The 19,426-nt window shown below is 42.8% G+C and carries 13 protein-coding genes and 2 pseudogenes; 6 read left to right on the forward strand and 9 right to left on the reverse strand.

Translation table 11 applies throughout. The features are described from left to right. Nucleotides 1-177: 177 nt before the first annotated feature. From NXM86_RS11125 to moaD, 5 genes and pseudogenes are all read left to right on the forward strand, one after another. A complete protein-coding gene (locus NXM86_RS11125; protein WP_081189952.1) occupies nucleotides 178-660 on the forward strand; it encodes a GyrI-like domain-containing protein in 483 nt (160 codons plus the stop codon). A gap of 611 nt (nucleotides 661-1,271) precedes the next feature. Beyond that, nucleotides 1,272-1,350 (forward strand): annotated as a pseudogene (locus NXM86_RS11130) (molybdate ABC transporter permease subunit); the annotation flags it as partial. Nucleotides 1,351-1,469: 119 nt separating this feature from the next. Beyond that, a complete protein-coding gene (gene moaA, locus NXM86_RS11135) occupies nucleotides 1,470-2,492 on the forward strand; it encodes a GTP 3',8-cyclase MoaA (protein WP_498958021.1) in 1,023 nt (340 codons plus the stop codon). A gap of 394 nt (nucleotides 2,493-2,886) precedes the next feature. Next, complete coding sequence (locus NXM86_RS11140) at nucleotides 2,887-3,357, forward strand: molybdenum cofactor biosynthesis protein MoaE (protein WP_015863662.1); 471 nt, start codon at nucleotides 2,887-2,889, stop codon at nucleotides 3,355-3,357. After that, nucleotides 3,354-3,584 carry a molybdopterin converting factor subunit 1 gene (gene moaD, locus NXM86_RS11145; protein ID WP_015863661.1) on the forward strand — a complete coding sequence of 77 codons (231 nt, stop codon included), beginning with the start codon at nucleotides 3,354-3,356 and terminating at the stop codon, nucleotides 3,582-3,584. The genes NXM86_RS11140 and moaD overlap by 4 nt, the downstream gene beginning before the upstream one ends. A 339-nt stretch (nucleotides 3,585-3,923) precedes the next feature. Here the strand turns inward: moaD and NXM86_RS11150 are convergent, their stop codons facing one another. The 8 genes and pseudogenes from NXM86_RS11150 to gltB all read right to left on the reverse strand — a co-directional run bounded on the left by NXM86_RS11150 (nucleotide 3,924) and on the right by gltB (nucleotide 17,549). Then, entirely contained in the window at nucleotides 3,924-4,379 is a 456-nt protein-coding gene (locus tag NXM86_RS11150; protein ID WP_015863660.1) for an OsmC family protein, read from the reverse strand. A 526-nt stretch (nucleotides 4,380-4,905) separates the two neighbouring features. Beyond that, nucleotides 4,906-5,359 (reverse strand): annotated as a pseudogene (locus NXM86_RS11155) (OsmC family protein). A gap of 426 nt (nucleotides 5,360-5,785) precedes the next feature. After that, nucleotides 5,786-7,063, reverse strand: coding sequence for a dihydrolipoamide acetyltransferase family protein (locus NXM86_RS11160; protein ID WP_062679383.1), 1,278 nt, complete (start codon nucleotides 7,061-7,063; stop codon nucleotides 5,786-5,788). Nucleotides 7,064-7,141: 78 nt separating this feature from the next. Beyond that, nucleotides 7,142-8,176: an alpha-ketoacid dehydrogenase subunit beta gene (locus tag NXM86_RS11165; RefSeq protein ID WP_062679382.1), complete on the reverse strand. Its 1,035-nt coding sequence runs from the start codon at nucleotides 8,174-8,176 to the stop codon at nucleotides 7,142-7,144. A 28-nt stretch (nucleotides 8,177-8,204) separates the two neighbouring features. Next, complete coding sequence (locus tag NXM86_RS11170) at nucleotides 8,205-9,197, reverse strand: thiamine pyrophosphate-dependent dehydrogenase E1 component subunit alpha (RefSeq protein ID WP_062679381.1); 993 nt, start codon at nucleotides 9,195-9,197, stop codon at nucleotides 8,205-8,207. Nucleotides 9,198-9,354: 157 nt separating this feature from the next. Then, nucleotides 9,355-11,199: a sigma-54-dependent Fis family transcriptional regulator gene (locus tag NXM86_RS11175; protein ID WP_081189544.1), complete on the reverse strand. Its 1,845-nt coding sequence runs from the start codon at nucleotides 11,197-11,199 to the stop codon at nucleotides 9,355-9,357. Between the two features lie 103 nt (nucleotides 11,200-11,302). Then, nucleotides 11,303-12,784, reverse strand: a complete 1,482-nt coding sequence (locus tag NXM86_RS11180) for a glutamate synthase subunit beta (protein WP_498958023.1) — start codon at nucleotides 12,782-12,784, stop codon at nucleotides 11,303-11,305. A 202-nt stretch (nucleotides 12,785-12,986) separates the two neighbouring features. Further along, on the reverse strand, nucleotides 12,987-17,549 hold the full coding sequence (gene gltB, locus NXM86_RS11185) for a glutamate synthase large subunit (RefSeq protein WP_498958024.1): 4,563 nt from the start codon (nucleotides 17,547-17,549) through the stop codon (nucleotides 12,987-12,989). 124 nt (nucleotides 17,550-17,673) lie between these two features. On the opposite strand from gltB, the gene gltC reads away from it, so the two are divergent. Beyond that, nucleotides 17,674-18,576: a glutamate biosynthesis transcriptional regulator GltC gene (gltC, locus tag NXM86_RS11190; protein ID WP_498958025.1), complete on the forward strand. Its 903-nt coding sequence runs from the start codon at nucleotides 17,674-17,676 to the stop codon at nucleotides 18,574-18,576. 440 nt (nucleotides 18,577-19,016) lie between these two features. On the opposite strand, the gene dhaM is transcribed toward gltC, so the two are convergent. Further along, nucleotides 19,017-19,412 (reverse strand): dihydroxyacetone kinase phosphoryl donor subunit DhaM, encoded by a 396-nt coding sequence (dhaM, locus tag NXM86_RS11195; RefSeq protein WP_498958026.1) that lies wholly within the window; start codon nucleotides 19,410-19,412, stop codon nucleotides 19,017-19,019. Nucleotides 19,413-19,426: the final 14 nt, after the last annotated feature.

The following is a 19,426-nucleotide window of genomic DNA, read 5'->3' on the forward strand; positions in this document are numbered from 1 at the left end:
ACTTGCTGGAGAATTGGCTAAACGTAGACGAATGCAACATAATAAGAATTATCTTTTGTTTTTTATGGAATTTCATAAAAAAACAGAAGATAATTCGGAGCGTGGTAAGATTTTTCCACTTACTTTTAAAGGAAAAAAGAGCCTGATGAAAAAAACATCTTTAAAGGAGCAGAACCAATGAAATACAAAGTTATTGAAAGAGATAGTTTTCAAGTAGTAGGAATCAAGCGAGAATTTTCATTAGTTAATGGGGAGAATCTTGTAGATATTCCAAAACTGTGGGATGAAGTTAATGAGGATGGAACAGTCGATTTATTATTGAAGTTGAACAATGGTCAAATTAAAGGTGTGCTGGGGGTATGTGTCACTAATAGCGGTACACAGTCGAAGCAAGTAATGGATTATTGGGTAGCCACAGAATATGATGGTGACACCCCCGACGGATTATTGAAATTTGAAGTGCCCGCATCTAAATGGGTTGTATTTGAAGTTCATGGGCCAATGCCAGATGCTATGCAGAAGGCATGGAACCAAATTTTTTCAGAATGGCTTCCATCCAGTAGTTATGAGCATGCAGGCACACCAGCATTAGAAGTATATACAGACGAAAATCCCTTGAGCCCTGATTTTTATTCTGAAATCTGGATACCAGTAAAATAAACAGGAACATATGAAAAGTTATAAGTCATCAGTATTCCATAATCTGTCAGCGAATCACTTGATACTTCGTATGCTCCACTTCATGCCGCGCCCTTCTACACGTCTTTGCACAAAAATTCCTTCCTTTTCAAACAAAGGAAGGAGTTTTAATAAGTTTTAATAAAATGAAAGAAGTTGTTTTCATCACTTTCATCTTACTTGCATCAGCTGTTATAAGGTTATAAAAACCGCATGACTCACCTTCCCTTTTGCGAATTGGCGATCAATGATACGAAGATCTTCTTCTCAGTTTCACTTCTTTTTCTCCTTAAGGAACTGAACGGCGCGAAAATCAACATTTATTTTTAACAGGGTCATTAAAGAATGACGAACTGAAACAGCCAAGATGGTGCGGATTTCAGTGATAATGTTGCATCCATATAAATAACTTCGATTTTTTACACTAGTTTTGCAACATCATCATGGGTTACAATGTGAGTAACGTCGTAACATTATCTCTTATTTTCTATAGCAAACAGGAAAATGTCATAGTTTTGTTGAAAGAGATTTTTAACCGATTGAATTTTGGTTATCGATGTTTCATGCGTTGATCATATTGCATTTTCCCTCAGCTTGGCGAATTCGGCGCTACATTGATGTTTGCGGGAAATATTCCAGGAAAGACACAAACGATTCCGACGGCCATTATGTGTCAATGAAACGGGAGAAATGAATTTAGTGTGGGCATGGGTGGCCATGATGATGATGTCGTTGTTTTTCTTATATGTGCGAGAATCTTTAAGTCCAATTGAATGAAAGGAGGAGGCGGTATGGGAAAAGGTCAATCGGTGATTGCCGACCAGTGGAACCGTCCGCTTCGCGATTTGCGCATTTCAGTAATAGACCAGTGCAATTTCCGATGCGTATATTGCATGCCGGCAGAAATATTCGGACCGAATTTCCGTTTTTTGCGTGAAGACGAATTATTAACGATCGAGGAAATGGGGCTGCTTGCGGAAAGTTTTGCGGAACTTGGGGTGGAAAAAATTCGCATCACCGGGGGAGAACCGCTGTTAAGACGCGACTTAGACTTATTAGTAGAACGGCTGGCGCACATTTCCGGCATTCGCGATATCGCTCTTACTACGAATGGGATTCATTTAGTGAAATGGGCAAAACGTTTGAAAGAAGCGGGGCTCAAGCGCGTCAATGTCAGCCTGGACGCGTTAGATGACGAAGTATTTAAAAAGATGAACGGGGTTGGCGTCGGGGTTAAGCCGGTGTTAAAAGGGATTGAAGCAGCGCGGGAAGCAGGGCTTGGCGTCAAAGTGAACATGGTCGTCAAAAAGGGAATGAACGACTCGCAAATCATTCCGATGGCGAACTATTTTAAAGAACGAGGCATTACCCTCCGCTTTATTGAATATATGGACGTCGGCACGACAAACGGCTGGGATTTTTCCCATGTGGTAACGAAAAAAGAAATGTATGAACGCCTGCAACAAATGCATCCGCTTGAGCCGGTGGAAAAAGCCTACTTCGGCGAGGTGGCAAGCCGCTACCGCTATGTTGGCACGAACGTGGAAGTCGGCTTTATCACTTCGGTGACCGAATCGTTTTGCCAAAGCTGCACCCGGGCGCGCATTTCCGCCGATGGCACGCTATATACGTGCTTGTTTGCTGCAAGCGGTGTTTCGTTAAAAGAAAAACTGCGTTCCGGGGCCGATAAAGAAGAAATAAAGAAAATGATTGCATCGACATGGAACATGCGGACAGACCGCTACTCGGATGAACGGACGGAGCAAACAGCAAAAACGCGGAAAAAAATTGAAATGTCTTATATTGGCGGATAAACAAACTAGACTTTCTCGTTAGTGGAGCAGTCCGGTTGTTGTTTATTGGGATGCTTCTGTTTCATAAAGAACACGCGAAATAAAATATATTAGGAGAATTAGTTGAAAAATTGACAGAAAAATTTGATAATATCATATAGTTGGAACAAGCATGCAATAAACAAAAAAACAGCAGCCAATATTAATATGAACTTTTGCCGCTTGATTTCGTGTTTGTCGAGGGCTGCAAACATGAATCATGCTGCGAAACTAAGACAGATTGGGGTTCGCTGGCACAGTTATCTAATATTATTACGTAGGAATCTTCTTCGTAGCTATCTTTTATTCCATATCCTTTTATTTTCATTAATGATGAAGAAAATGACTTACATTGGTTAATGAGGTGAGAAAAACAATGAATGAACGTCTTTTTATGATTACGGACAAGCCGATTTCCATTGAGAATGTGGTAAAAAAAGTGATGCGTCCCGAAGCCGGAGCGGTGACAACGTTCATGGGAACGGTGCGCGAATGGACAAACGGAAAGCGGACCTTATTTTTACAATACGAAGCGTACGTATCGATGGCGGAAAAAATGCTAGAGCAAATTGGGGCAGAAATTCGCGAAAAATGGCCGGAAACGAAAGTGGCGATTACGCACCGAATCGGCAGGCTGGATATCGGCGATATCGCTGTCGCCATCGCCGTTTCGTCGCCGCATCGCAACGACGCGTATGAGGCAAACCGATACGCGATTGAGCGCATTAAACAAATCGTTCCGATTTGGAAAAAAGAACATTGGGAAGATGGAACGGAATGGGTTGGCAATCAATTAGGGACGAAAGCGTATCCAACAGGAAAGCCGGAAGGAGAGGATTTACAATGATCACACTGCTCTTTTTTGCGCATTTACAGGAAGCAATTGGAGAGGAGCGCGTTGTGCTGCCTAACGTTCCTCAAACGGTAAATGCATTAAAGCAGGAAGTAGAAAAGCGTTATCACATTGATCTGAAACAAGTGATGGTCGCGGTGAATGAGGAATATGCCCGCGATGATCAAACACTTCAGCCTGGCGATATCGTTGCCTTTATCCCACCGGTAAGCGGAGGGTGAGAGATTGTTCCAAAATCCTTGGAAGCACTTTTTATGTAAAAACAATGGATAAGCGGTTATCATGGAATAATAATGATCGCGCTCGTTGCCATTGGATGCCCGATATTTGTTGTAACGAGCGGCGCTATTTAAATGAAGTTAAAACTACTTAAGAAAGGCAATGAATCGGGGCTCTTTTCCCAAAGAGCTCCGTTTTCTTTGCCCTGTGGCCGAAATTTTGAAAATAATTTACATCCCTATTCGTTGTGCCTATATCTCGACTAACATCAATCCCCTACCTTAGCTGAGCGCACGAAAAAATAAAGGGATGGCACACATCCACCCCTTTTTTAGATCTTATTATTTCTTGCTCCATTTTGTATCCACTTGAATCCCGGCATCCAGCAAAAGATTCAATACAGGACATCTTCTCTCCACTTCATTTTTCAGCTGCTCAATTCTTTCTTCACTTTCTTCGGTTTGTATATTCACTTGGAAACGAACTTTTTGGAAATGCGTGCGAACGCCTTCTTCCCCCATTAGTCCCCGGGTATCGATGATGCCTGTCGCTTCAAAATCAATTCCCGAGAAAGTAAATCCTAATTCTTTCGCAACTAATGGAATCATCACTCCATTACAACCGTTCAAAGCTGCAACTACATATTCCAGTGGAGTTGGCGCTGCATCCACTCCTCCTAATTCCGCTGGTTCATCCATAGAAAAAGTAGGAAAATTTCGTATAGAAATATTGGTTTTGACGCCTGATTCCCATTTACCTTTAGCGGACACTTTAAACAATGTAGAAGCTTTAGCCATGCCCTCTCCTCCTTTAGTTAAGTAAATTTATCGGAATTAATTAAATTATAAAAAATTAATGTTCGGGTGTAAAGAAAAATTTCAAAGTCATATTTTGCCTTGTTTTATGAATCAGTTAAGCCTATATATGAAAAACAGAAAATGAGCCATGCTGCTCTCTCTTTAATATAGTGCGCAAAAAACGCCAAATATAAGGAGGAATGCCATCATGGCACAATACATATTTCCTTAAATAGCAAACTTTTTCTCAGATGATTAAGATTAATAAGAGATGAATGATTGGTAAAACTTCTAGAATAGGTCCCACATCAAATCCTGCAAGTGTAGGTGAAGAAGCAGATAGAGGCACGCATACCGAAGATCGAAAATGTTACAACAGGAAAAGACCGCGGCGCATGGATGAAGGAGATGCGATCCAAGACGAAGAAAAACACAAACTATCATCCTTAATCTGGCGCACGAAAAAAAAGAATGGCATGCACCCATTCTTTTTCCCACTCTATTCATTTAATTTGCTTCAATACTCTTATTTCTTGCTCCATTTTGTATCCACTTTAACTCCGGCATCATGCAAAAGACTGAATACAGGACATCTTCTCTCCACTTCATTTTTCAGCTGCTCAATTCTCTCTTCGCTTTCTTCGGTTTGTATATTCACGTTGAAACGTACTTTTTGGAAATGCGGACGAACGCCTTCTTCCCCATTAGTCCCCGAATATCAATGATGCCTGTCGCTTCAAAATCAATTCCCGAGAAAGCAAAGTCTAATTCTTTGGCAACTAATGGAATCATCACTCCATTGCAGCCGCACAGAGCCGCAACCACATATTCCATCGGATTTGGAGCTGTATCTGTTCCCCCTAATTCCGCTGGTTCATCCATAGAAAAAGCAGGAAAGTTTCGTATAGAAACATTCGTTTTGACACCAATTCCCACTTTCCTTTAGCGGCTACTTTAACTAATGTAGAAGCTTGTGCCATGTTTTCTCCTCCCGCTCAATTTTTATATGTTCCTTACACTTTAATCATACTATTTTTCTACAGACATTAAAACGAGTTTGTTCACCATTTCACAATTTCTCCATAAAGTTTTGACAGCATTCACAATGAAACGGAAAGAATGAATCATGAAATCGTAAATGGTGACGCATTCAGCACGTTTTTGAAGGTGAAAATGATACAAACTCCCTCATCGGATTTATGCTCTAAATTTGAAGCAGTATGGAATTATTAAGCAAGCGATAGTTCGGATCGAGATCGAAGCTTCGACTCTCACCAGCGCGCCTTCTTTCGGAACGATGGAAAAAGTAAGAAGACATATTTTATCAAAAAGAAAGCAACCCAAAATTAGGCTGCTTTCTTTCCCAAACGGCCGTGATAAAAACATTTTCCTCTAAATAATACATACTATAATAACATTTTATATGGCTTTTCCAGATAATTTTTAATGGTAGTAAGAAATTGACTAGCCGGTGCACCGTCTATCACTTGATGATCAAACGTTAAACTCAATGGTAAAATCTTTCTCTTCTGAATAGCATCTCCTACAAAAACCGGAGTATCTGTGACTGTTCCTACCCCAAGAATTCCTACCTCCGGCGGATTTAATACTGGTGTAAAAAATTCAACACCATATGCACCGAGACTTGTAATCGTAAAAGTAGAACCTTTCATTTCCTCACTGCTTAATTTTCCTTCCCTTGCCCGTACGCTCAATTCCTTAATTTTTTTCGAAATTTCTTTTAAAGAAAGTTTCTCTGCATAAGGGATGACCGGAACGACTAGACCGTTCTCCAATGCGACTGCAATTCCTAAATGCACGGAATCATACGTATGAATATTCCCATTTTGATAAAGACTGTTCATTTGTTTATGGGCACATAATGCTAAAACTGTTGCCCGTGCGATAAAATCGGTGATTGTAAGTTTTATATCCGGTTCGTCTTGCAGCTCTTCCCTTAGTTTTTTCTGTAATTCAAGCAATTCTGTCACATCTACTTTCATATGAATCGTTAGCTGAGCCGTTTGCTGCAGGCTTGCAAACATTCTTGTGGCAATTACTTTTCGCATGCCGGTTACCGGTTTTACGGTGACGCCTTTTTGTTCCGTTGTGATCTGGCTTGTTTCTGCGATCGTTATCTGGCCTGTTTCTTCGATCATTTGCTTCTCGCTCACTGGCTGTAAGGATGCTTGTTTTAGTTGAATGGCTTTTTCTACATCTGCTTTTGTTATTCGTCCCTTTGGACCCGAACCTTTAATATTGCTTAAATCGATTCCCGCTTCGCGAGCTAATTTTCTAGCGGCAGGAGAAACGCGCAACATATGTCTAGATGTTTGTCTTAATATTGCTTTTGGTTCGATGGTTCCAACAGACACGGCTACTTCTTGCATTGCTTGTTGTGGTGTTTCTTGCGGTGCTTCATTGGACTGATCACCCGCTTCTTCTCCTTCCTGGCCAATGTAGCCAATTACTTTCCCTACTTCCACCGTTTCATCTTGTTCGACAAGGATCTCTAATAACACCCCATCTTGCGGTGCTTCAATATCTGTCTCAATCTTATCAGAGCTAATAACAACGACCGATTCCCCTTTTTTCACCTTATCTCCTTTTTTCTTTAACCACTCTACCACCGTGCCTTCTTTCATGCTCATTCCTAGCTTTGGCATGAAGATTTCAACCGCCATTCCTATCTCTCCCCTTTTTCGATTGATACAAGGAATGCGTGTTGCTCAAAATTGCTTTTAGCAACACGCTTGAATTTATTAAACTGCTACAATCGTTTCATCTCCTATCATTTCAGCTACTGCCTGAAGCACTTTTTCTGGAGTTGGCAAGTAAAGATCTTCTAATGTTGGTGAAAACGGAACAGGACAATGCGGAGCAGTAATCATCTTAATCGGAGCATCTAAATAATCAAACCCTTTATCTGCTACAAGAGCAGAAATATCTGTCGCTGCACTGCATCTCGGATTTGCTTCATCAATGATAATCAATCGTCCTGTCTTAGCTACAGAAGATAAAATTGTTTCCTCATCCAGCGGGGACAACGTTCTTGGATCAATGACTTCTGTTTCCAGTCCTCTTGTTTTCAACATATCCGCTGCCTTTAAGGCCGTATGCACTTGTTTTCCGATCGCCACAATGGTCAAATCACTGCCTTCTCTTTTAATATCTGCTTTTCCAAGAGGAATGGTATAAAATCCTTCTTCCACTTCTCCTTTCATGTTATAAAGTGTTTTATCTTCAAAAAAGATGACCGGATCATCATCAAAAATAGAGGCAAGTAAAAGACCTTTTGCATCAGACGGGGTAGAAGGAACAACGACTTTTAACCCTGGTATATGGGTAAAAAGCGCATATAAGCTTTGTGAATGTTGTGCGGCCGCGCGAAATCCAGCACCGTGCATCGTTCGTATGGTTAAAGGCACTTTCGCTTTTCCGCCAAACATATAACGAAGTTTCGCTGCTTGGTTCATTACTTCATCTAAACAACTTCCGATAAAATCATTAAACATCAATTCTGCAATCGGTCTTAACCCCGTTGCCGCCGCTGTAACAGCTGCACCAATATACCCAGCTTCCGCAATCGGCGTATCTAATACTCTTTCTCTTCCAAACTCTTGAACGAGACCTTTTGTTACACCCATTACTCCTCCCCAAGCTTCATCATCTTGCAAGTGATCTACAGCCGCACCGCCAGCAACATCTTCTCCCATCAAAATAACATTTTCATCTTTGCGCATCGCAAGCTTCATCGCTTCATTAATTGCTTGTGAGAAAGAAATTGTTCTTGTCATAATGGTTTTTACCTCCTAACTTTTATGATTAATAGGATACATAGACATCTTTTAAAAGATCTTCTTCCGATGGGAATGGGCTTTTTTCCGCAAAATCTACCGCTCTCTCAATCGCTTCTGCTACATTCTGTTCTATTTCCAATAGTTCTTGTTCTGATAACAGCTGATTGGAAAGAATATAGTTGCGAAATCTTACGATGGCATCTAACTCTTTTAAATGTTTTTCTTTTTCTTCCGATGGTTTATACGTTTGTGCATCCCCTTCAAAATGGCCATAATTTCGATATGTTTTACATTCAATTAAAGTTGGTCCTTCCCCATTGCGAGCTCGTGTTATTGCTCTTTCTGCCGCTTCATATACGGCAATGACATCTTTGCCGTCAACAATCTCTCCCGGAATGTTATAAGCGGCCGCCCGGTCTGCAATGTTTTTGCAGCTCGATGCGTATTCAAAAGGAGTTGCTTCAGCATAACCATTGTTTTCCGCGACAAAAACAACCGGCAGTTTCCAAATAGCCGCAAGATTGATTCCTTCATGAAATGTGCCATGGTTATTCGCTCCATCGCCAAAGAAACAAATGGTCACAGCACCTGTTTTCTTCAATTTCGCCGTCAAACCAGCTCCGACCGCCAGAGGAAACCCGCCACCGACTATTCCGTTAGCACCAAGCATTCCTTTTTCCACATCGGCAATATGCATGGATCCCCCTTTTCCTTTGCATAATCCTGTTGCTTTTCCGTAAATCTCCGCCATCATTCCATTCAAGTCGCAACCTTTTGCAATACAGTGGCCGTGCCCGCGGTGTGTACTCGTAATATAGTCTTTTTCATTCAAATGAGCACAAACTCCTACAGCTACTGCTTCCTCGCCGGCATATAAATGAACAAATCCTGGCAAAATACCTTTGCTGAAGATTTCGTGAACTTTGTCCTCAAACTGACGAATTTCACACATTTTCTGATACATCCACTTTGCTCTTTCTTTCGTAATACTCTTGGATTCTGGCTTTGTCACTGTCATGCTTCCATCCTCCTTAATTAAAGTGAATTCTTCTCATTTTCTAACCATGCAAGTAATGTGCCAACAAAAAAAACGCTTACAACAATATTGTTGTAAGCGTTTTTAAAAAATTAAATTTTAACTAATCTCATTTTTTCTCATTCTTTCTCATTTTGTCTCATATCAAATGATACTTCTTTAATTTTCGGTAAAATGTACTGCGAGGAATATTCAACTCAGCTGCCGCTCTAGCAATATCGCCTTTTGTTTTCTGCAGCATATCCATAATATGATTTTTTTCAATCTGTTCCCGATAGGACAAAGTTTCTTGATCTGACTTCATATTTTCTCCCTGACTTTCCCATCCAATGAACATCGATTTGAATTCTGGAATAGAAGGAATATGATCTCCATATTCAATTCGAACTCGCTCTAACACGTTAAATAATTCTCGAATATTTCCTGGCCAATGATAGGTCATAAATAGTTGCATCACTTCATCAGGAAAGGAAACAGACCAATTGTTTTTTTGGCAATAGTACTGAATCAAAAACGGTATATCCTCTTTTCGTTCTCTTAACGCCGGAACTTTAATCGGATATACATAAATGCGATAAAATAAATCTTCCCTTAACTTTCCTTCTCTTACTAATTGATATAAATCGCAATGTGTCGCTGTTATTACTCTCACGTCAATAGGAATTGGTTTCGTTCCGCCAATAGGAATGACTTCCCTTTCCTGCAAAACCCTTAAAAGCGCAATTTGCATTTCCAAAGGTATTTCGCCAATTTCATCGAGAAAAATGGTTCCACCGTTTGCTTGGACAAATTTTCCTTTATGTCCCGTACGTTTCGCTCCCGTAAATGCCCCCTCTACATAACCAAACAATTCACTGCCAATTAGTTCCTTTGGTATCGCACCGCAATTAATCGCAACAAACGGGCCGTTTTTTCTGGCACTGTTTTGGTGAATAGCGCGAGCAATCAATTCTTTCCCTGTTCCCGTTTCTCCGGTGATATAAACAGTGGCATCTGTTTTTGCTACCTTTTCACAACTTTTTATTACATTTGCAAATGATTTACTCCTACCGGTTACTCCTTCAAAATGAAATGTCGTAGAAACAAATTTAAAATCATTATTTTTTGCCTTTTGAAGCGTAACTTGATAACCAATAATATCATGATGAATAGAAGAATAAATGGGAGTTTGGGATTTGATAATCCAATGATCGCCACAAACATCTTCCAGCGATCGATCAAGCATGTTTGAAAAGGAAGAGCGCAAACAATGATTCACCCAGACAATACGCCCTTTATGATTGCATATCACTACAGGGGAATTTGTATTTTCCATATTACGACTATACTTAAACAACTCCAATTCATCTTCTTTTGCTTGAATGTGGAATCGTTGCTCGATGGTATATGCCGCGGCAACCACAGTGGCTAAAACATGGTCGTGAAACGGATAATGATTGATGGGGTAAGAAACATCGATAATTCCGACAAGTTCTCTCTTTTCGTTATAAATAGGTGTTGCGGAACAAACCCATTGATGGGAAGCAACGGAATAATGTTCTAAGCCAACAATCGCAATAGGCTCATGGATTCGCAAAGATGTGCCAATGGCATTTGTCCCGACTTCATCTTCTGTCCACTTTACACCTTCCACAAATTTTATTCCTTCAGCCATTTTCATTGTTTGTTTATGTCCCTTTGCATATAAAACATATCCTTCTCGATCGACAAGAAGAAAAATAGACTTGGTTTCTTGAAAATATTTTTGCAGCTTTTCTAAAATAGGTACGGCAATATGAAGCAATCGTTGATTCCTCTTTTTTCTTTCTGCCAGCACATGCGGCTCTAAAATCATCTTTCCTTTTCCGTCATAAGGGTTCACATTTTTCTGGCGGCAGAGATGCCATGATTCCGCAATTCTTTTATTCATCCTTGCATGGTCCAAAATTCCTTCACGAACAAAGCGCTGCCAAATTTCGCGTCTAGATGGATCTATGATATTCATATCCATCCCCTCCAACACTCTGAATATCAGATAATGTTTACATTCGTTTTTTACATGAAAAAATCCTCTCGAAAACCAGTTGTTTTCAAGAGGATTTTCCACATCACGGCAAATTCGTTGTTCCCATTAAGAAACGATCGACTTCTCTTGCTGCTTCCCGGCCTTCGTGAATCGCCCAAACGATTAAGCTTTGGCCTCTACGGGCGTCTCCGGCCGCAAATACTCCTTCGACATTGGTTGTGTATTTACCGTACGGCGCTTTAACTTTATTGTTGATGGTCTCGACGCCGAATTGCTGCAAAATCGGCTGCTCCGGACCTTCAAAGCCGATGGCGATAAATACTAAATCACATGGCCAAACTTGTTCGGTGCCCGGAATCTCTTTAAATATCGCTTTGCCGTTTTCATCGATGATTTTTTCCATTTGAATCGTATGAAGCTCTTTGACTCGCCCGTGCTCATCGCCAACAATTTTTTTCGTCTGAATGCAATATTGCCGCGGGTCAGCACCGAATTTCGCTTTCGCTTCTTCATAGGCGTAATCCAGTGTAAATACAAGCGGATATTGCGGCCATGGATTATTTTCCGATCGTTGTTCCGGCAATGCCGGGTGCTTCCCAAACTGCACAACGCTTTTGCACCCTTGCCTTAATGCAGTGGCAACACAGTCCGCGCCCGTATCGCCTCCGCCGATGACAATGACGCGCTTGTCTTTGGCGTCGATAAAGTTTCCGTTGGCAAAATCGGAATCAAGCAAGCTTTTGGTCACACCTGTTAAATAATCCATGGCAAAATGAACACCCTCAAGCTCTCTTCCTTCAATCGCAAGGTCACGATGTTTTTGCGCGCCGATGCATAATACGACGGCGTCATATTGAGAACGCAGCTCTTCGGCGGTGATGTCTTTTCCAACTTCCGTATTGGTTATGAACGTAATCCCTTCTTGTTCTAAAAGCCGAACTCTCCGCTCGACAATTTCTTTTTCTAGTTTCATATTTGGAATGCCATACATTAATAACCCGCCGACTCGGTCAGCCCGCTCGTACACCGTTACCGAATGGCCCGCTTGATTGAGTTGGTCGGCGCAAGCAAGACCGGCAGGCCCAGAACCGACAATCGCCACTTTTTTTCCTGTTCGTTTTTGCGGAATCCGTGGCTGAATCCATCCTTCGGCAAACCCTTTATCAATAATCGCCCTCTCGATTCCTTTGATGGCGACAGCCGGGTCGGAAATCGCTACCGTACAGGAACCTTCACAAGGCGCCGGACAAACCCTTCCGGTAAATTCTGGGAAGTTGTTCGTTTTCAGCAACCGCTCGAGCGCCTCTTTCCATCTGCCTCGGTAGACTAAATCGTTCCACTCCGGGATCAAATTATGAATCGGGCAGCCCGATGTCAACCCGTTCAATTCCAGTCCCATATGACAAAACGGAGTCCCGCAATCCATACAGCGGGCGCCTTGTCTTGCGAGCGTTTCATCGGAAAACGGAAACGCATATTCTTTCCAATCGTCGAGACGGGAAAGCGGGTCACGTTTTGTTTCTTCCTCGCGTGCATATTCCATAAAGCCGGTTGCTTTTCCCATGATCGTTTTCCCCTCCATTTCCGTACCATTCCATTGAACCTCTATACGATAGAAATCGGCAGATTCTAAAAAAGTTTTTTCTACACCTTCGCAACGCTTGTTCTGCTCGACTTCCTGGACGTTTTCACATCGTGTCGGATTGGTTCTCCCCGTAATTGAAATCACATGCTGTTGTGATCAGTAACGATGGCGAAGCGATCGCTTATTTAGCGACCGCTTGTAATGCGAGTGGTTCGTTTACCGCAACTTTTTTTTGTTTGGCCACCGCTTCAAAAGCAGCCATCATCGCCTCATCTTGAGAAAGCCCGGATTGTTCCATCGCTTTAATTGTTTCGATCATCAATTTGTAGTTTCTCGGAATGACTTTCACAAACTTTCCGACATATTCATCCCAATGCGCCAAAATGTGAGAAGCTTTTATGCTTCCGGTATATTGGTAATGTTTTTCAATCATTTGACGCACTTCATTGATCTCTTCTTCCTCTTCGAGACGTTCGAACAACACTAATTCTTTATTCGCGGTTCTTTGCCATTCGTTTTCATCATCGGTTAGCACATAAGCGATTCCCCCGGACATTCCTGCGGCAAAGTTTTTCCCGACGGAACCAAGGATCACGACACGTCCTCCTGTCATATACTCACAGCCGTGATCGCCGACGCCTTCAACGACAGCGTTCACGCCGCTGTTCCGCACGCAGAACCGTTCGCCGGCGCGTCCGCGAATATATGCTTCTCCGCTCGTCGCCCCATAGAAAGCGACGTTGCCGATAATGACGTTATCCGCAGAAGCAAACTCCGCTTCTTCTGGCGGACGGACGATCACTTTTCCGCCGGAAAGGCCTTTTCCGACATAGTCGTTCGCATCGCCAACAAGCGTCATCGTCATTCCTTTTGGAACGAAAGCGGCAAAGCTTTGTCCGGCAGAACCTGTGAAATGCAGTCGAATCGTATCTTCCGGAAGCCCTTCTTCTCCATATCGTTTCGATATTTCGCTTCCCGTAATCGCTCCGACGGTGCGATGAACATTTCGAATAGGAAGATGAAGCTCGACTTGTTCTTTTTTCTCTAACGCAGATACTGCCGCCGGCAAAATTTCGTTATAATCCATCGTTTGTTCGATTTTATGCTGTTGCGGACGAGCAAATGTCCGTGGACCGTCTACTTGGTAAAGTAGGCGCGACAAATCCAAATGCTTCGCTTTCCAATGTTTTTTCGCACGCTCGCTCACTTTTAAGACATCGACTCTTCCGACCATTTCATCGATGGTGCGGAAACCGAGCTGTGCCATTATTTCACGCACTTCTTGGGCAACGAAATACATGAAGTTGATCACGTGTTCTGGTTTTCCCATAAACTTTTTGCGAAGCTCTGGATTTTGCGTTGCCACGCCAACCGGACATGTATCAAGATGGCATGCCCGCATCATCACACAGCCTAAAACAACAAGCGGGGCTGTCGCAAAACCAAATTCTTCAGCGCCGAACAATGCGGCCATCACAACATCGCGTCCAGTCATTAATTTTCCGTCTGTTTCAAGCACAACACGGTCACGCAAGCCATTTAACATTAACGTTTGGTGCGTTTCCGCAAGACCGAGCTCCCACGGAAGCCCAGCATGCTTAATGCTCGTTTTTGGCGACGCTCCTGTACCGCCGTCGTAACCGCTGATGACAATAACATCCGCATTTCCTTTCGCAACGCCGGCCGCAATCGTTCCGACACCTGCTTTGGAAACAAGTTTCACGCTGATCCGTGCATCTCTATTGGCATTTTTCAAATCGTAAATAAGCTGCGCCAAATCTTCAATCGAATAAATATCATGATGCGGAGGAGGAGAAATCAATTCTACTCCAGGCGTAGAGCCGCGCACTTTTCCGATCCACGGATACACTTTATTGGCAGGCAGCTGTCCGCCTTCGCCAGGTTTTGCCCCTTGCGCCATTTTGATTTGCAATTCATCGGCGTTGACTAAATAATGGCTTTTGACGCCAAAGCGGCCGGAAGCGATTTGCTTAATCGCGCTTCTGCGCAAATCCCCATTTTCATCTGGCACATAACGGCTCGGATCTTCTCCACCCTCGCCGCTATTGCTTTTTCCTCCGATGCGGTTCATTGCGATAGCGAGCGCTTCATGCGCTTCTTTGCTTAATGAACCATAAGACATCGCACCTGTTTTAAAGCGGCGCACGATCGATTCAACCGGCTCGACTTCCTCAATCGGAACCGGCGTTCTCGTTTCATCAAATTCAAACAAATTTCGCAAAAAGGTCATGCGCTCTTCATTCGCCAATTTCGAATATTGTTTGTACAGCTCATAATCGTTTTTCCGGCACGCCCATTGAAGCAGATGAATCGTCTTTGGATTGAATGCGTGATGTTCTCCGTTTCGTCTCCATTGCAGCTCGCTGCCTGGGTCTAATGTATCGTCTTTGTATGTCGTTTGGAATGCGGCTTCATGGCGCATTTTCGCTTCTTTAGCAATTTCCGCTAAACCGATGCCGCCGATTTGGGATGCCATGCCTGTGAAATATTGTTCGATCACTTCTTCACCGATGCCGACCGCTTCAAAAATTTGCGCACCGCGGTAGCTTTGTACCGTCGAAATTCCCATTTTCGACATGACTTTGACAACGCCATCGGTAACCGCCTTTTTATATTTGTTCACCGCTTCATGATAGGAAAGCGAAATGACTCCGTTTTCCACAGCGCTGCGAATCGTCTCCAGCGCCAAATACGGATTTACCGCATCCGCGCCGTATCCGATTAAAGCGGCAAAATGATGCACTTCCCGCGCTTCGCCGCATTCGACAATAATGCTTACATTCGTGCGCGTTCCTTTTCGTACAAGATATTGATGAAGCGCACTTGCGGCAAGAAGCGTCGGAATGGCGACATGACGTTCGTCAACGCCTCGGTCAGACAATACAAGAAGCACCGCGCCGTTTTCCATCGCCTTTTCCGCTTTTTCAAACATTTCATCAAGCGCTTTTTGCAAGTCGTCGGTAAATAATGTCGGAATCGTCACACATTTAAACTCAGGATACGGGTTCGACTTTAACGCAGCAAGTTCTTCGTTCGAAAGAATCGGTGTATCCAAGCGAATACGGCGGGCGGCCGATGCATCCGGATGAAGAATATTTCCTTCTTTTCCAAGAAGCGTCATCGTCGATGTCACAATATATTCGCGAATCGCATCAATCGGCGGGTTGGTGACTTGCGCAAACAGCTGTTTAAAATAGTTAAACAAGCTTTGCGGACGGTCTGACAACACCGCAAGCGGCGCATCCATTCCCATCGCGCCTGTCGGGTCTTTTCCTTCTTTCACCATCGCGATGATCGTTTTTTCTACATCTTCATACGTATAGCCGAACGCTTTTTGCAATGTGACAAGATTTTTGACCGGCTCCGTATATTCTGGAATATCGAGATCGTTTAACGTCATCATTTTTTCGTTCAACCATTTGCGGTACGGCTTTTCTTTAGCGATTTCTTCTTTAATTTCCTCATCAGAAATAATCCGGCCTTGCTCTAAATCGACTAAAAGCATTTTCCCTGGGCTTAAGCGATCTTTATATAGCACGTTATTTGGATCTACATCAATGACACCGACTTCCGATGAGAAAATAATATAGTCATCTTTTGTCACATAATAACGCGCTGGCCTTAAACCGTTACGGTCTAAAATCGCGCCGATTTGTCTGCCGTCCGTAAACGAAATCGCCGTTGGGCCGTCCCACGGTTCCATTAAGCAGCTATGGTATTCGTAAAACGCCTTTTTGTCATCATCCATTTCGCCGTCCCAGAACCATGGTTCCGGAATGAGCATCATCGCCGCATGAGCCAATTTTTTCCCGGCTAAGACGAAAAATTCAAACGCATTATCTAAAATGGATGAGTCACTGCCGTTCATATCTAAAATCGGCGTAATTTTTTGCAAATCCTCACCGAAAAGTTCAGATACAAATTGCTTTTCCCGCGCCATCATCCAATTGACGTTTCCTCTTAGCGTATTGATTTCGCCGTTATGAATTAAATAGCGGTTTGGATGCGCTCTTTCCCAGCTAGGGAATGTGTTTGTACTAAAGCGGGAGTGAACGAGGGCAAACGCCGATTGAAACCGTTCGTCCTGCAAATCGACGTAAAATTCATCCAATTGTTCCGGTGTAAGCAATCCTTTATATACAATCGTCCGGCTTGAGAGGCTGGCGAAATAACATTCATTATTTTGAACAAGCTTTTCCGCCTGTTTGCGAATGACATACAATTTTCGTTCAAATGCAAGCTCGTCTTGAATATCATCGCTTGCTGCGATAAACACTTGGCGGATAAACGGCTTGCTTTGTTTTGCGAGTTTTCCGAGTTTTTCGATATTTACAGGCACAGTGCGCCAGCCTAACAGCGTCTGTCCTTCTTTTTTGATGATTTTATTGATTTCTCTTTCATAATACAATCGTTTTTCCTCATCTTCCGGCAAAAAGACCATGCCGACGCCATAACGCCCTTTTGGCGGAAGCTTCATTTTTCCGCACGCCACTTGGAAATATTCGTGCGGAATTTGTACCATAATACCCGCGCCATCGCCTGTTTCTGGATCGCTTCCTTGCCCGCCGCGATGTTCAAGCTGACGAAGCATATGAAGACCTTTTTTTATAATATCGTGGGACGGCTTTCCTTTTAAATGGGCGTAAAAGCCGATACCGCACGCATCATGCTCAAATTCAGGATGATAAAGCCCTTGCGCTTTCGGTAGCCCGTAATGTTTCATCTTGCTTCCCTCCCGTTCCATTTGCTCTGTGTATATAATTGTAGTTTTCAAAAATAATATAAACAATATATAATTTAGATTAAATCAATCACATTTTGAGATTAATAGAAGGGAGGTGAGGAAAATGGAGCTAAGACAACTTCAATATTTTTTAGAAGTGGCCAAACGGGAGCACGTTTCCGAAGCGGCGGAAGCTCTTCATGTCGCACAATCCGCCATCAGCCGGCAAATTGCTAATTTAGAGGCCGAACTTGGCGTACAGTTATTTGAACGGGAAGGACGAAACGTGAAACTCACCCCAGTCGGCCGCCACTTTTTACCTCATGTGGAGACAGCGTTGAAAGCAATTGAATACGCCAAGCAGCAAATCGAAGAATATTTAGACCCGGAGCGTGGAACGATCAGAATCGGCTTCCCAACGAGTCTAGCAAGCCATACGATGCCGATGGTCATCTCCGCTTTTAAAGAAGAGCATCCAAATGTGTCGTTTCATTTGCGGCAAGGAGCTTACAAATATTTAATCGAAGCGGTGAAAAAAAGAGAAATCGATTTGGCGTTTCTCGGACCTGTTCCAACTGGTGAGCCAGGCATTAAAGGGGAGATTTTGTTTTCGGAAATGTTTGCCGCCCTTCTTCCAAGCAATCATCCGCTTGCCAAACGAGACAGCTTAGTACTAAATGAACTGCGCAACGAACCGTTTGTGACATTTCCTGAAGGGTACATTTTGCATCAAATTGTTCTCGATGCCTGCCAGCAAGCAGGATTTTCCCCGATCATCTCATCGGAAGGCGAAGATTTAGACGCAATTAAAGGTCTCGTCTCCGCGGGGATTGGCGTCACTCTTCTTCCGGAAAGCGCCTTTTATGAAACGGTGCCCCGCTTCGCGGTAAAAGTGTCAATCGAAATGCCGCAAGTCAAACGAAACGTTGGCATTATCATCTCTGACCATCACGAACTGGCGCCGTCGGTCAAAGTGTTTTATCGGTTTGTGAAAGACTTTTTCGCCCAGTTGGAGCGGTATCAATAAAAAACATTGTCCAGCTTTTTTATAATAAAAGAAGGTGAACTTGATGACGAATGTTTACTTTTACCCAGATAATTATAGTAAGGAAGATTAGAGGAATATGGCTCGATAGTAAATATTGCAAAACAACTTCAAAATTACAAAGTAGTAGTTAAAGAATAGATATTTTAATACACATTAACTTATTTGAGTAACAAGTGGGCAAGTTTAATAAGAGAGAGAAAACCCTTCTAGATTGGGTTTCCCTTAATTTTATCCAATTTATCAACATTAACATTTAACAGAACCATCTGAAAAAGAAAATGTACCAACATCGGCAGCAGCAAAATTTTTTCGCGGTCAAGCAAATAAAATCCCCGGAAATCATTGTGATTCCGGGGATTTTCTATCAATATTTCTTCATGTTTCTGCTTTCCATTATTGCCATAGTTTGCTCATTCAGCCTATGAACGCGCCACTTTCACCATCTGTTTCGCCTGTTCGCACACCCGGACGATTTCATCGAGCGATTTTCCCAATCCCGCTTCCACCGCGGCGATATACGCTCCTTCCACCAACGGAGCATCGGCAATGGCGATATGATCTGTTTTCTCGAGCATCTCGATCGCCAATTCCGCGTTCATCAAAGCGCTGCCAAGGTCAAACAGAATGACAACCCCTTTTTCCGAATAGACGGATTCAATCGCTTCTTTGATGCGGAAAGCGTTCGTCCCGATCTCCCCATCGTTTCCACCGGCAACTGCGATGTTGACATCGGGTTGGACTTGATTTAATAATTTCTTTAAACCGCTTACAATTTCCTCGCTGTGCGAAATTAATACAAGGCTGACATACTTCATGAATGATCTCTCCT

This window comes from Geobacillus sp. CX412 (assembly GCF_027942335.1).
Lineage (GTDB): Bacteria > Bacillota > Bacilli > Bacillales > Anoxybacillaceae > Parageobacillus_B > Parageobacillus_B toebii.

Bases quoted from the DNA above. Each gene is read 5' to 3' on its own strand.
- gltC (WP_498958025.1), top strand. From the start codon at position 17,674: ATGGAGCTAAGACAACTTCAATATTTTTTAGAAGTGGCCAAACGGGAG.
- dhaM (WP_498958026.1), bottom strand. From the start codon at position 19,412: ATGAAGTATGTCAGCCTTGTATTAATTTCGCACAGCGAGGAAATTGTA.
- NXM86_RS11125 (WP_081189952.1), top strand. From the start codon at position 178: ATGAAATACAAAGTTATTGAAAGAGATAGTTTTCAAGTAGTAGGAATC.
- NXM86_RS11140 (WP_015863662.1), top strand. From the start codon at position 2,887: ATGAATGAACGTCTTTTTATGATTACGGACAAGCCGATTTCCATTGAG.
- NXM86_RS11180 (WP_498958023.1), bottom strand. From the start codon at position 12,784: ATGGGAAAAGCAACCGGCTTTATGGAATATGCACGCGAGGAAGAAACA.
- NXM86_RS11170 (WP_062679381.1), bottom strand. From the start codon at position 9,197: ATGACAGTGACAAAGCCAGAATCCAAGAGTATTACGAAAGAAAGAGCA.
- moaA (WP_498958021.1), top strand. From the start codon at position 1,470: ATGGGAAAAGGTCAATCGGTGATTGCCGACCAGTGGAACCGTCCGCTT.
- NXM86_RS11150 (WP_015863660.1), bottom strand. From the start codon at position 4,379: ATGGCTAAAGCTTCTACATTGTTTAAAGTGTCCGCTAAAGGTAAATGG.
- gltB (WP_498958024.1), bottom strand. From the start codon at position 17,549: ATGAAACATTACGGGCTACCGAAAGCGCAAGGGCTTTATCATCCTGAA.
- NXM86_RS11165 (WP_062679382.1), bottom strand. From the start codon at position 8,176: ATGACAAGAACAATTTCTTTCTCACAAGCAATTAATGAAGCGATGAAG.
- NXM86_RS11160 (WP_062679383.1), bottom strand. From the start codon at position 7,063: ATGGCGGTTGAAATCTTCATGCCAAAGCTAGGAATGAGCATGAAAGAA.
- NXM86_RS11175 (WP_081189544.1), bottom strand. From the start codon at position 11,199: ATGAATATCATAGATCCATCTAGACGCGAAATTTGGCAGCGCTTTGTT.
- moaD (WP_015863661.1), top strand. From the start codon at position 3,354: ATGATCACACTGCTCTTTTTTGCGCATTTACAGGAAGCAATTGGAGAG.